This window comes from Vibrio sp. D420a (assembly GCF_030248625.1).
GTDB lineage: Bacteria > Pseudomonadota > Gammaproteobacteria > Enterobacterales > Vibrionaceae > Vibrio > Vibrio fortis_A.
The window spans coordinates 13,543-26,506 of sequence record NZ_JAHGAN010000029.1; the positions used below are offsets into that span (position 1 = coordinate 13,543).

Genomic DNA, 12,964 nt, shown 5'->3' on the forward strand with positions numbered 1-12,964 from the left:
ATCATGAAAACAGTCATTATCGCGTCACTCAACCCAGCTAAAATTAACGCAGTAAAAAGTGCTTTTGAAGCGGCTTTCCCACAGCAAGAATTTGACTTCAAAGGCGTCAGCGTTGCGAGTGGTGTTGCTGATCAGCCGATGAGCAATGAAGAGACCTATCAAGGTGCCATCAATCGTGTTTGCAATGCAACTCAAGCTATCTCAGAGGGCGATTTTTATGTCGGCTTAGAAGCGGGAATTGAAGGCAATGTAACCTTTGCTTGGATGGTGATTGAATCTAACGGTCAACGCGGCGAATCCCGATCCGCTAGCCTGATGCTACCGCCGCAAGTTATTGAGAAACTTGCACACGCTAACGAGCTAGGTGATGTTATGGACGAGGTATTTGGTACCGACAACATCAAACAGAAGGGAGGCGCTATTGGACTGCTTACCCATAACCAACTCACGCGAAGCTCCGTTTATCATCAAGCGCTGATCTTGGCTCTGATCCCATTTGTAAACCCAGAACACTTCCCAAGTCACTAACCTGTAATAAAGCGAAATTGGTGACTCTGATAACCATATGATAGAAAGCAAAAACGCTAGCCGAGGCTAGCGTTTTTTAGATTGTACTTACGGGTAGACCCACTTACTTCAGCAACAACTGGGCAATCTCTTGCTTTTCTTGTTCCGATTTGGCTTTTAGCTCATTCGAACCGCGAGTGATGGTTGCAACACCGACTCCCAGCATTTGGCTGATTTGTCGCTGAGAAAGATCGCCCTTCATCAGTTCACACAGAATATTTACGCGAGCGACTAAAGCTTCACGCTCATCAGGGGTCATCATCATGGTCAGTAGTAGCTCATGCTGATCATTTTCAGCGGCACTCTTTACTAAATCCATCAACTCTTGCCAATTACTGTACTCTGGTTGTGGTGCCATATCCCTACACTTATCTCTTGTTGTCATTCTATTAAACAAAGGCAGACGCGCTGCGACTGCCTTTTAATGTATACCGAAACCCTATAGTGAATCCAATTTAAAAAAGAATTCCATCAGTAATCACTGGTTTAGGTTTGACGGTTAGTATTTTGCGTCACGCTCATGGGCTGCTAAGAATTGCCCCTGCTCACCCAAAATATCTCGATAGTAAGTTTCGAACATCAAGATATTTTGTACGTAACCACGCGTCTCTTTAAACGGAATCATCTCGATAAAAGCAAACGCATCCAACTTACCCTCACTACGAGAGCGCCACTGTTTTACTCGATGTGGACCCGCATTGTAAGCCGCTAAAGCGAAAATACGGTTGTTGTCGTATTGATTCAGCAAACCATCAAGATAATGACTGCCAATCTCAATATTCTTGCCTACGTTATACAGATCCTCACGTCCTTGATACTTCAGCTTGTATTTTTTAGCCGTGTATTTGGCTGTCGCAGGCATAATTTGCATGATCCCGCGTGCACCAACCGGAGATTGAGCCTCGCTGTCCAGTGCACTCTCTTGGCGCGCTAGCGACATCAAGGTCACTGGATCAATGTCATGCTTCTCAGCGTAGAAGTTGAACCACCACTTATGCGCAACAGGGAAGCGTAATTCCAGGTTGTCCCACATTTTGGCAGAAATGCTCGCGGTAACCGTTAGATGGTTCCAACCTTGACGAGAGGCGTACGCAGCCAACATGGATTTCTGCTCTTTACTTGAGTTTGCCAGTAACCAACGCCACTCACTCTTAGCCGCAGCAATTTTATCGCGTGTAATCAGCTCATCAATACGCACCAACGCAGTATCAAATGGCTTTACAACTTGCGAATTATACGTCAATGAAGACGTTTCATAGCGCACTGGTTTATCAAGCTGTTTTGCCGCAGCAACGCTGTAGAAATTACGCTGACCAAGAATATCAGTGAGTCGTTTATTACCCTCAGTTTCTTGCCCCGATGCTAGCTCAGCTCGGCCACGCCAGTACTGCCAACGAATCGAACTTTGGTGTTTATCATCTAGCTTGCTAATCCAGTGCTGCAAACCTGCCCAATCAGCATGTTGAATCGCAAGGCGAGCACGACGCTCTATCAATACTTGCTTAGAAGAGGTCTCTATTGCTTGATCTCGCCAAGCCATCATCTCCTCAGAGTCGGTATTGATCAGACGAAACGCCAAGTAATCAGCTAGTTGCTGAGTCTTCTCTTTAGAAAACTTCTGGCCTTCGATCACTTTATCAAATGCCTTTTGTGCCGCTTTGGCATCTTTGCGTGCCAGCTTCTGGAACCCTAGCTCGGTCTGCTTTTGATAGAACTCGTTCACCTTATGCTTTTTAGCAAAGCTCGCCACGCTCTCTGGCTTGCTGAACAGGACTTTCATCTCTTTGCCTTGTTTAACAGCCTTGTCGCTATCAAACTGCTTAAGCAGATAATTCATCAGCTTGCCGTTACGCTGTTCAAAAGCCAGTAGCAACCTATCAAGAATCAACTCATCGCTACGCAGCCCTGCTTTATCCCAGGCCGAAAACAGGGGATCACAGCTATCATCGATACCATTACCACTCAGCCAAAGCTGTTTCGCCCCCTTATAAGCAAGTTCATGATTACCTTGCTCATAATGTGCTCGGTAATAGATACACTGATACTTTTCACCAGTCGGTTCTTGAGGTTGAAATTCGAGAATCGTCGACCACTTTTTCTGAGACTCTAACGACGCCAAATATGGTGCTCGAATACGATTAGAGAATGGAAGACCTCGGTTGCTCTCGATAAATGTTTCAACCTCTTGCGGAGTTCGCTTACCCAGGTCAATCAAGAAGGCTCGGTAATCCGTATATGGCGTCAAAGGGTATGTTTGAATTTTAGAACGCAACTTGGCATATGCCTTAAGGTCACGCTTATCCAATACGTCTTGTGCTTGGTCGTATGTATCACGCTGCATTTCTAGCTCAGAAGCACGGCTCGCCATAGCCTCTGGAGCCAATAGAATAGAAGGCAAAACTACTGATGCAGCAACAGCAATTTTTCTATTGAGAAGTCGGAAAAACATTCGCTCTTTCCTTAGTGCGTGTTTGAATACGTGACGGCTATTTACGCCCTACATCACATCAAATGTAAAGAGTTTGAGTGTAAATATTATTAAAGTTTAACACTTCACCTCAAAAGCGTTTGAAATCTGCTTTTAGTGAGATTTTTGACAATAAAAAGCCAAGATTTATCCCTGAAAAGCCTTTTCATCTCGGGGAGTAACATCTTTGGACAGATTGGTATAAAATAATCGTTTATTTTGAACAATAAGTAGGAACGATCGGCAATGGCTGAATACGTATATACCATGTCGCGAGTGAGCAAAATTGTGCCACCAAAGCGTCAAATTCTGAAAGACATCTCTCTAAGCTTTTTCCCTGGTGCCAAAATTGGTGTTTTAGGTCTGAATGGTGCAGGTAAATCAACACTGCTACGTATCATGGCCGGTATTGATACAGACATCGATGGTGAAGCTCGTCCACAGCCAGGTCTAAATGTAGGTTACCTACCTCAAGAGCCTGTTCTTGATGAATCTAAAACAGTTCGTGAAATCGTTGAAGAAGCTGTTTCAGACGTTGCTGGCGCAATGAAGCGCCTAGACGAAGTATACGCAGCTTACGCAGAACCAGACGCTGACTTCGATGCGCTAGCAAAAGAGCAAGGTGAACTTGAATCTCTTATCCAAGCAAAAGACGGTCACAACCTAGAGAACGCTCTAGAGCGTGCAGCAGATGCACTTCGTCTTCCTGAGTGGGATGCTAAGATCGAACACCTATCGGGTGGTGAGCGTCGTCGTGTTGCTATCTGTCGTCTACTTCTAGAGAAGCCAGACATGCTTCTACTAGACGAACCAACTAACCACCTGGATGCAGAATCTGTAGCGTGGCTTGAGCGCTTCCTAGTGGATTACAACGGCACTGTTGTGGCAATCACCCACGACCGTTACTTCCTAGATAACGCAGCTGGCTGGATCCTAGAACTTGACCGTGGTGAGGGTATTCCATGGGAAGGTAACTACACTTCTTGGCTAGAGCAAAAAGATGCACGTCTACAACAAGAAGCGTCTCAAGAGAAAGCTCGCCAGAAGACCATCGAGAAAGAACTTGAGTGGGTTCGTCAAAACCCGAAAGGTCGTCAGTCTAAATCTAAAGCGCGTATGGCTCGTTTTGAAGAACTACAAAGCGGCGATCGTCAGAAGCGTAACGAAACTAACGAGCTATTCATCCCGCCAGGTGAGCGTCTAGGTGACAAAGTTATCGACGTGAAGAACCTGACTAAGTCTTTTGACGGCCGTGTTCTTATCGATGACCTATCGTTCAGCATGCCTAAGGGTGCTATCGTTGGTATCATTGGTGCTAACGGCGCGGGTAAATCAACGCTATTCAAGATGCTAAGCGGTACAGAACAACCAGACTCAGGTACTGTTGAGCTAGGTGAAACAGTGAAACTGGCATCGGTTGACCAATTCCGTGACAGCATGGATGACACGAAGACGGTATTCCAAGAGATCTCTGAAGGTGCTGATATCATTAAGATCAACAACTTCGAAATCCCAGCTCGTGCTTACTGTTCTCGCTTCAACTTCAAAGGTTCAGACCAACAAAAGATCATCGGTGAACTTTCTGGTGGTGAACGTAACCGTGTTCACCTGGCTAAGCTACTTAAGACTGGCGGTAACGTACTGCTACTCGATGAGCCAACCAACGACCTTGATGTTGAGACACTACGTGCGCTAGAAGAAGCACTACTAGAGTTCCCTGGCTGTGCAATGGTTATCTCGCACGACCGTTGGTTCCTAGACCGTATCGCTACGCATATCATTGACTATCGTGATGAAGGTCAAGTTAACTTCTACGAAGGTAACTACAATGAATACATGGAATGGCTGAAGAAGACTCTTGGTCCTGAAGCAGCTGAACCACACCGTATCAAATACAAGCGTGTAACTAAGTAAGTTTCGCTTGTAATTTATTCTAAGGCCGCTAAATTAGCGGCCTTATATGATACGACATTCCAAACCTATAGATGAGGAAGTATCTATGATAGAAAGGCGTCGATTCTCAAGGATTGTTTATCAAGTCGCTACCAAATTAATCCAAGATACCTTAGTGGTTGATGGCACGATACAAGACTTGTCACTACAAGGCTTACTGATAGATTGTGAAAACCATCATCAATTAGACCATCACTTGCCTGTTCAACTTAGTTTTCAATTAACAGACAGTGATATCGACATTCAACTAGAAGCCTCTATTGTCTCTACCATCAATACCTCAGTGCGCTTACGCATAGAGCATTTAGATATTGATAGTATCAGCCACCTTAAGCGCCTTGTGGAGCTGAACGTTGGTGATGATGAGTTACTTTATCGAGAAATAGAACATCTAACAGATTTAGGCGAAGAGTCAGCAGAATAAAGCACGCTCTTCGAATTATTTTTATTTAATACGTCATCATGTCTCAGAAAATTTCGATTACTGTTCCTTCTAGCCAAGGGGAGCAGACATTTTACTTCGGCCGTAAAGCCGTGCTCTTTTGCACCTCTGCAATCCTTTCCGTTCCCCTTTTAATTATCGGTGCAATCTATCTACATTACGACGGTCAGCAGAAGCTATCTGCATCTGAACAACACGCCTCTGATCAGGCCCATGATGCACAGAAGCTGATCGAGACTTTGATTGTTGAGAAAGACAATATGGAGTTTATGTACGATGAGCAGATTGAAACCAATCACTCATTAGCACAAGCTCTAACGGAAAAAGAAGGCACTATTCAACTGCTCGGCAAGCGAGTATTCGACGTTGAGTCAGTACTTGGCCTTGCCGATGAAGAACTGGTTAACGATGATACCTCTCTTGAAGAGCGAATCGACGCCGCGGCCATTGACTCAGCGGTACGTGCAACCATGTTCCGCTTAATCCCTAACGATAGCCCAATGGCTTATCAGCGCATCTCATCATCATACGGGAGTCGTATTAACCCTATTACAGGCAAGCGTCATACCCACACCGGTATCGATCTCACCTGTAAACGCGGTGAAGATATTCTTGCACCTGCTGACGGCGTAATTGAAACCGTGCGCCCGAGTAAGAAAGGCTTTGGTAATTTCCTGACCATGCGCCACTCTTTTGGCTTCATGAGCTCTTACGCTCACCTGCAGAAGTTTAAGGTTCGCAGCGGTCAGTTTGTGAGTAAGGGGGATGTGATTGCGAGCTGTGGTAACTCAGGAAATTCAACAGGCCCACACCTGCATTACGAAGTACGATTCTTGGGGCGCTCTTTGAATCCACAATACTTGATGGACTGGACGCCAGAGAACTTTAACTACGTGTTTGAGAAAGAGAAGAAGGTGAAGTGGGGGCCACTGGTTCAGTTGATCGATAATGTTGTACGTCTGCAAATCAACCTGACTAACGTGCCTTACACCAACTCGTCGATGGAAACCGTATCGAGTGATGAGACCAAGGCAAAGGCAACACTCGCAACCAACTAACGCTTAAGAGCTTTTAGCCTATGATGATCTTTTTACCTACAATAGGCCAATTACTTTTAAATCAATGATAGTTAAATAAAAAAGAGCCACCCATGTTAGGTAGCTCTTTTTCTATTTATGCTTTACTCAGTGTTATTTGAGCTAACTCTAGCGCAGGCTAGCCGCGATGAATCGAGTCATGTGCTTGCTTAAGAAGGCTTTGGCTCTCTTGCAAGAACTGCTGAGAGTAATCACCAAACCACTCGCTCACTTCATTGAAGCTTTCCACGAATTGAGCCTTGTCTTTGCCTTCCAGAATCTTCAGGGCTTCACCAAAGCAGTGGTGGAAGCGGCGAATCATCGCAATGTTCTCGTCTGAAGAGAGAATAATATCCCCATACAGGTTCGGGTCTTGGGCAAATAGACGACCAACCATCGCAATCTCAAGACGGTAGATCGGCGAGCTTAGCTGCAGCAGACGATCAATATTTGGATTCTCTTTGCTAAGGTGTAGGCCGTAAGCAAATGAAGTGAAGTGGCGCAGCGCTTGGATTAACGTCATACCGTGATCGTGTTCTTGAGCATCCATGCTGCATAGGCTTGCACCCCAGATAGCGAATTGCTCTAACAACCATTGGTAGCTTTCTTGACCGCGGCCATCACTGTAAACAATCACCTGCTTCGCAAGGCTTGGTACATCCGGGCCGAACATTGGGTGTAGACCCACTACAGGGCCTTGGTGAACCGCTAACATGCGTTGTAATGGCTTAGACTTGATCGATGTTAAGTCACAAAGAATACAGTCACTAGGCAAGTTGCCCAGCTTATCAATCACGCCTTCTGTCAGATGGATTGGAACAGTAACCACAACAAGACCAGCATCTTTCAGCAACTCATCAGCCTTGTCCCAGTCTTTGCTTCCTAGCACTTTTACATCGTAACCAGATAGCTTGAACATACGGCCAAATAGACCGCCCAGCTGGCCGTTACCGCCGATAACAACAACTGAACGCAGCTCAGGGTTCAAGCACTTAAAGCCAGAATCCTTTTCACTTGCGTACGACTCACGCATAGTACGACGCAGAATGTCTTCAATAAGCTGTGGCGGCACACCTAATTTTTCAGCCTCTGCACGGCGAGATGCAAGCATCGCCGCCTCACGCTCAGGCACATAAATCGGTAAACCGTGCTCGCTTTTCACCTCACCTACTTTCTCAACCAGCGCCAAGCGCTGAGCAAGAAGCTCTAACATCTGTTTATCGACAACGTCAATTTGGTCGCGTAATTCGTTCAGTTCAACGGCCATTCTTCTTCCTTTCTAATCCTTAAGCCTCGATTTGTGCGGGCACTAGCCTTTTAGTCGATTTTCCAAGAATGGGACTAGTTCCGTGTGTGCACGCTTCAATAGTGCCTCAGTTGAATCCCAATTGATACACGCGTCGGTAATTGAAACGCCGTATTTCATCTGATCGAGAGGAATGTCAGAAGATTGGTTGCCCTCGTTAAGGTGACTTTCAATCATCAAACCGATAATTGATTTGTTGCCTTCACGAATTTGGTGGATTACGTCTTCAGCAACTAGCGGTTGACGACGGAAGTCTTTGCGAGAGTTAGCATGGCTACAATCAACCATAAGTGCAGCACCTAGACCTGCTTTTGATAGCTCTTCTTCACACTCATGCACCGAAACAGAATCGTAGTTAGTTTGCTTACCACCACGAAGAATCACATGGCCATTTGGGTTACCTTGAGTTGTAAGTAGCGCAACTTGACCTTCACGGCTGATACCCATGAAACGGTGGCTTGAAGAGGCTGCTTGCATCGCGTTAATCGCAGTACCTAGGTTGCCATCAGTACCGTTTTTGAAGCCGATTGGCATAGATAGACCACTTGCCATCTCACGGTGAGTTTGAGATTCAGTAGTACGAGCACCGATCGCCGCCCAGCTAAATGTGTCTGCTAGGTATTGTGGGCTGATTGGGTCAAGAGCTTCAGTCGCTAGTGGGATTTCCATCTCTGCCAGTTCAACCAGCAGTTCACGACCTACGTGAAGACCATGCTCGATATCAAATGTGCCGTCTAGATGTGGGTCATTGATTAGACCTTTCCAACCAACGGTTGTACGCGGTTTTTCGAAGTACACGCGCATTACGATGTACAGTTGATCACTTAGTTCTTCAGAAAGTGCTTTCAGGCGTTTTGCGTACTCTTTAGCAGCTTCAACATCATGAATCGAACAAGGACCACACACCACTAGCATGCGGTGATCTTTCTTGTGGATGATGTTGGCGATAGTTTGACGAGACTCTTGAATAAAACGACGAGCATTATCACTCAGAGGTAATTTTGCTTTTAACTCGTCTGGAGTAATCAGTACCTGTTCGTCGATGATATTGACATTGCTTAATTCACTTTTCTGCATAACTCAACCTGTATTCTTTTCTTTACACCCAAGCAACCAATATGGGCTAACAATCTTTGAAAACTAAAATAACAGCTATAGAAACGATTGCAAGTGTAAATAATAAAAAACATTCAATGTAAAAATAAATTTACACCCTAGATTTATGGAAAGAAAACAAGAAAAGAGTTAGAAATCAGTCTTTATAGATACAAAAAAGGCGATATTTCTCATATCGCCTTAGCAAAACTTAAAAAGTGTCTATTTATTGCCCGTTATCTAAAACACGCTTCATCTGCTCAGAAGCCTCTTTCCATCGAACATCTGACTGTAGCGTTGAAAGGTCGAAGGTGTGTTTTTTCAATAAAGAGTGCGCAAGGGGAACACTTTGTATCTCTAGGTTATCTAAAGCCTCTATTTGTGCATCTCGCTTATTACACATCAACACCATGTTGCATCCAGCATCCAACGCGGCTTGTGCTCTTTGTGCCGGACCACCCATGATCGCCGCACCTTCCATCGTCAAATCATCAGAGAAAACTGACCCTTTAAATCCAAGTTGTTTTCTCAACACCTCTTGTAACCAATAGTGTGAACCGCTGGCTGGTTTATCATCATAGTGAGAAAAAACCACATGTGCAGGCATCATCGCATCCAAAATGCCAGCCTCAATTTGAGCCTTAAAGATCGCCATGTCAGTTTCAAAGATATCTTCTCTTGGATCATAAGGTGTCTCTAGGTGAGAGTCTGCAATCACACCGCCATGACCTGGAAAGTGTTTGCCCGTCGTAGCCATTCCGACGCTTTTCATCCCACGGATAAAGGCGCTACTGTGACGGACAATAGTATCGATGTCCTCACCGAAGGCACGATTGCCAATTGCTTTGCATTGATGACCTTTGTCCAATACTGGCGCGAAGCTCAAATCGATATCATGAGCCACTAATTCTGCTGCCATCAACCAACCAGCTTGCTCAGCCAATTGTTCACCGTTGCTGTGTTTCGCGAACTCTTGCGCTGCAGGAATAATGGAGAAACCATCGCGAAAGCGTTGTACTCGGCCGCCCTCTTGATCGACACCAATGAGAATAGGTCGTTTAGCCGCTTTTCGGATCTCTTTGGTTAGTGCCGCTAGCTGCTTGCTGTCATGATAGTTACGAGCAAAAAAGATCAACCCACCTACGGCTGGATGCTCAAGAATTTCTCTATCTTCAGCAGTGAGCTCGTAGCCTTCAACATCTACCCACAACGGTCCCATATTTATCCCTTACTAAGCCAAAATTGATAATCTTCACGAGGTTATTCCGTTTGAATTTGCATTACAATGTTTTTAATTCACGGTCAGAAGAGTTTAGGAATGGATCATAAAGAGCTATACATCGGGGTTATGTCTGGGACCAGTATGGACGGTATCGACACCGCTTTAGTCAGTATCAACGACCAGCAAATTAGGTTGATTGCCCACGACGAATTCCCTATGCCCGAAGAGACAAAAAAACAACTACTCGATGTCTGTATCGGCCAGCAGACCAACCTGATCGCGATAGGCGAGCTTGACCACCAGCTTGGTCATTTATTTGCAGATGCGGTTCTACAGCTGCTATCAAAGCATGATATCTGCGCCTCTCAAATCACCGCAATTGGCAACCATGGCCAAACCGTATTTCACCAGCCTAGTGGGAATCACCCATTTACTATGCAGTTAGGTGATGCCAATATCATTGCGACGAAAACCAATATTGATGTTGTAGCTGATTTTCGTCGCAAAGACATGGCGTTGGGTGGGCAAGGAGCCCCTTTGGTACCTGCATTTCATCGAACCATATTTGAGGCCAAAGAGAGCAGCGTAGTGGTACTGAACATTGGTGGCATATCGAATATTTCAGTACTTCAACCAGACAAACCAACGCTAGGTTATGACACAGGCCCGGGCAACATGTTGATGGATGCTTGGATAAACAAACACTGCGGTAAAAAGTACGACCAAGATGGCGAGTTTGCTCGCAGTGGCCAAGTAAATTCGGCGCTACTGAATTTACTGCTTGAAGAAGCCTACCTTGCCGAGCTACCACCAAAAAGCACAGGGCGAGAGCTGTTCAATCTGCCGTGGATGGAAAATAAATTAAAGGCATTACCAGAAATATCGGAACCCGATGTACAGCGCACCCTTTGTGAGTACAGCGCCATCACCATAGCTAATGAAGTCGTGAAGCATCAATCTGGCTCATCCCCTGCTTTATATGTATGTGGTGGAGGTGTCAGAAACCCACTTTTGATGGAGCGCCTTGCGAAGCTGCTTCCTGACTGGCAAGTGAGTTCGACTTCCGCTAAAGGAGTCGATGCCGATTACATGGAAGCCATGGCATTTGCATGGCTGGCTCAACGTTACGTACATAAGCTACCAAGCAACCTTCCCGAGGTGACAGGAGCTTCACAAAGCGCTTCTCTTGGCGTGCTGTACCGCGCAAACTGACCATCAATAGAGATTAGATTTAAGGATATTTATGAGTAACGACGCTCTTATTTCAGCACTATCACACTTAGTCTCTGAGGGTAGAAACCCTGAAACCATGGACATTGATCTGCTCTCCTCTCTGGAAGTAGTAGAGAAAATCAACCAACAAGACAAACAGGTACCACTCGCCATCGAAAGTGAGCTACCACAGATAGCCAACGCAGTTGACCATATCGCCGACGCCTTTCGTAATGGCGGTCGCCTTATCTATATGGGCGCTGGCACCAGTGGCCGACTCGGCGTACTCGACGCTTCAGAGTGCCCACCGACATTTGGCGTTTCCGACCAGCTCGTTATCGGACTAATTGCAGGAGGCCCAGAAGCGATATTAAAAGCGAAAGAGGGAGCAGAAGACTCACTCACTCTCGGTGTTGAGGATCTTAAAGCCATTCACTTTAATGCCAAAGATGTCGTCGTTGGCATTGCAGCGAGCGGTCGCACTCCGTATGTGATTGGTGCGCTCAAATACGCCAATGAGATTGGCGCGACCACAGTGTCACTCTCTTGTAACCCTGACTCACCTATCGCTCAGTTGGCTAAAATTCCTATCAGCCCAGTGGTGGGCCCTGAAGCGCTCACTGGCTCGACCCGTCTCAAATCAGGCACCGCTCAAAAACTGGTGCTCAACATGCTGACCACTGCCAGTATGATCCGCATTGGCAAAAGCTATCAAAACCTAATGGTGGATGTTAAAGCCACCAATGAGAAACTAGTGGCGCGCGCTGCCCGTATTGTTATGCAAGCTACGGATTGCGACAAAGAGGTAGCAAGAGAAACGCTAGAGAAGACCAGCTACGACGTGAAACTGGCAATCTTAATGATACTCACCGGACTAGACCTAGAAGTCGCGAAGCAACAACTTAAGAAACAAGATGGATTCCTTCGTAAAGCGGTTGAACATAACCAGTCTAACTAGTAACACAGCCAAAGTCGCAGCGAGCTTGCAATGCTGAATACAAAAAGCACCGACGAATCGGTGCTTTTTTGGTGATGTGTGTCAGCTTAGTGCTCGTTTGAGAATTCATCCCAGCCTCGTTGCCACTCCATACGAAAGCGCTGCGCATCTTCAGTACCAGAACAGACACCTTCATAAACCTGACCAGAAAGACCGATCTGATAAGCATGGTTAGGGTTACAGTATTCACTGACACCTTGGTAGTAACCTTCGCTGTATGCCGCTTGATCGACTGCGCCTAGCTTAGTCATCTCAGAATAGGAACGCTGAGTGTTACCTCTTACGCCATCACGGTAGCCAATCTCTTGCCAATTTCCCTCAGCTGCTAAGTCTTGCACGTTTGTCGCGCACCCTGCCATACCTAGAGCCAATAGCAAGGCTACGGTTACTTTCTTCATTTGAATCCCTTATCTTCTTATTATTCATTAGGTGCTATCACTAGCCGACGTATCTCGATTCTCCGCTTAACCCGCTAAAATGTCCACTGCTTCCCCTAAGTCGCCGCTTAGTTCGAGACAAAACCACTTAACCTGACACCCAACCGCTTAACCGGCACCCAACCGCTTAACAAATCTGAAAACCACTCAATCAACCACAGCGCCACTTAAATCGCTATACGACCACTAA

Annotated in this window: 12 protein-coding genes; 6 read left to right on the forward strand and 6 right to left on the reverse strand. The window is 45.9% G+C overall.

Going from position 1 to position 12,964, the window contains the following annotated elements; translation table 11 throughout:
• Nucleotides 1-3 precede the first annotated feature (3 nt).
• On the forward strand, nt 4-528 hold the full coding sequence (gene yjjX / locus KI743_RS18610) for an inosine/xanthosine triphosphatase (RefSeq protein WP_285467693.1): 525 nt from the start codon (nt 4-6) through the stop codon (nt 526-528).
• 103 nt (nt 529-631) lie between these two features.
• Here yjjX and trpR read toward each other — a convergent pair whose 3' ends face one another.
• On the reverse strand, nt 632-925 hold the full coding sequence (trpR, locus tag KI743_RS18615) for a trp operon repressor (RefSeq protein WP_032553199.1): 294 nt from the start codon (nt 923-925) through the stop codon (nt 632-634).
• 141 nt (nt 926-1,066) lie between these two features.
• Nucleotides 1,067-3,016 (reverse strand): murein transglycosylase, encoded by a 1,950-nt coding sequence (gene sltY / locus KI743_RS18620; RefSeq protein WP_285467695.1) that lies wholly within the window; start codon nt 3,014-3,016, stop codon nt 1,067-1,069.
• A 264-nt stretch (nt 3,017-3,280) separates the two neighbouring features.
• Between sltY and ettA the strand changes: the two genes are divergently transcribed.
• The 3 genes from ettA (at nt 3,281) to KI743_RS18635 (ending at nt 6,487) form a co-directional block, all read left to right on the forward strand.
• Nucleotides 3,281-4,948 (forward strand): energy-dependent translational throttle protein EttA, encoded by a 1,668-nt coding sequence (gene ettA, locus KI743_RS18625; RefSeq protein WP_032553197.1) that lies wholly within the window; start codon nt 3,281-3,283, stop codon nt 4,946-4,948.
• Nucleotides 4,949-5,033: 85 nt separating this feature from the next.
• Complete coding sequence (locus tag KI743_RS18630; RefSeq protein ID WP_285467697.1) at nt 5,034-5,411, forward strand: PilZ domain-containing protein; 378 nt, start codon at nt 5,034-5,036, stop codon at nt 5,409-5,411.
• Between the two features lie 38 nt (nt 5,412-5,449).
• The gene (locus tag KI743_RS18635; protein ID WP_285467699.1) at nt 5,450-6,487 is read left to right on the forward strand and encodes a M23 family metallopeptidase; all 1,038 of its coding nucleotides are present in this window, start codon (nt 5,450-5,452) and stop codon (nt 6,485-6,487) included.
• 157 nt (nt 6,488-6,644) lie between these two features.
• On the opposite strand, the gene tyrA is transcribed toward KI743_RS18635, so the two are convergent.
• From tyrA to nagZ, 3 genes are all read right to left on the reverse strand, one after another.
• A complete protein-coding gene (tyrA, locus tag KI743_RS18640; protein ID WP_150871027.1) occupies nt 6,645-7,772 on the reverse strand; it encodes a bifunctional chorismate mutase/prephenate dehydrogenase in 1,128 nt (375 codons plus the stop codon).
• A gap of 42 nt (nt 7,773-7,814) precedes the next feature.
• Nucleotides 7,815-8,888 (reverse strand): 3-deoxy-7-phosphoheptulonate synthase, encoded by a 1,074-nt coding sequence (locus KI743_RS18645; protein ID WP_150895798.1) that lies wholly within the window; start codon nt 8,886-8,888, stop codon nt 7,815-7,817.
• Between the two features lie 244 nt (nt 8,889-9,132).
• The gene (gene nagZ, locus KI743_RS18650) at nt 9,133-10,125 is read right to left on the reverse strand and encodes a beta-N-acetylhexosaminidase (RefSeq protein ID WP_285467702.1); all 993 of its coding nucleotides are present in this window, start codon (nt 10,123-10,125) and stop codon (nt 9,133-9,135) included.
• A gap of 99 nt (nt 10,126-10,224) precedes the next feature.
• On the opposite strand from nagZ, the gene KI743_RS18655 reads away from it, so the two are divergent.
• Nucleotides 10,225-11,340, forward strand: a complete 1,116-nt coding sequence (locus tag KI743_RS18655) for an anhydro-N-acetylmuramic acid kinase (protein WP_285467704.1) — start codon at nt 10,225-10,227, stop codon at nt 11,338-11,340.
• 31 nt (nt 11,341-11,371) lie between these two features.
• Nucleotides 11,372-12,298, forward strand: a complete 927-nt coding sequence (gene murQ / locus KI743_RS18660; protein ID WP_150871016.1) for an N-acetylmuramic acid 6-phosphate etherase — start codon at nt 11,372-11,374, stop codon at nt 12,296-12,298.
• Between the two features lie 86 nt (nt 12,299-12,384).
• Here the strand turns inward: murQ and KI743_RS18665 are convergent, their stop codons facing one another.
• Nucleotides 12,385-12,735, reverse strand: coding sequence for a DUF2799 domain-containing protein (locus KI743_RS18665; RefSeq protein ID WP_285467706.1), 351 nt, complete (start codon nt 12,733-12,735; stop codon nt 12,385-12,387).
• Nucleotides 12,736-12,964 lie beyond the last annotated feature (229 nt).

Coding starts and splice junctions, on each gene's coding strand:
- yjjX (WP_285467693.1), top strand. CDS start 4: ATGAAAACAGTCATTATCGCGTCACTCAACCCAGCTAAAATTAACGCA.
- trpR (WP_032553199.1), bottom strand. CDS start 925: ATGGCACCACAACCAGAGTACAGTAATTGGCAAGAGTTGATGGATTTA.
- sltY (WP_285467695.1), bottom strand. CDS start 3,016: ATGTTTTTCCGACTTCTCAATAGAAAAATTGCTGTTGCTGCATCAGTA.
- ettA (WP_032553197.1), top strand. CDS start 3,281: ATGGCTGAATACGTATATACCATGTCGCGAGTGAGCAAAATTGTGCCA.
- KI743_RS18630 (WP_285467697.1), top strand. CDS start 5,034: ATGATAGAAAGGCGTCGATTCTCAAGGATTGTTTATCAAGTCGCTACC.
- KI743_RS18635 (WP_285467699.1), top strand. CDS start 5,450: ATGTCTCAGAAAATTTCGATTACTGTTCCTTCTAGCCAAGGGGAGCAG.
- tyrA (WP_150871027.1), bottom strand. CDS start 7,772: ATGGCCGTTGAACTGAACGAATTACGCGACCAAATTGACGTTGTCGAT.
- KI743_RS18645 (WP_150895798.1), bottom strand. CDS start 8,888: ATGCAGAAAAGTGAATTAAGCAATGTCAATATCATCGACGAACAGGTA.
- nagZ (WP_285467702.1), bottom strand. CDS start 10,125: ATGGGACCGTTGTGGGTAGATGTTGAAGGCTACGAGCTCACTGCTGAA.
- KI743_RS18655 (WP_285467704.1), top strand. CDS start 10,225: ATGGATCATAAAGAGCTATACATCGGGGTTATGTCTGGGACCAGTATG.
- murQ (WP_150871016.1), top strand. CDS start 11,372: ATGAGTAACGACGCTCTTATTTCAGCACTATCACACTTAGTCTCTGAG.
- KI743_RS18665 (WP_285467706.1), bottom strand. CDS start 12,735: ATGAAGAAAGTAACCGTAGCCTTGCTATTGGCTCTAGGTATGGCAGGG.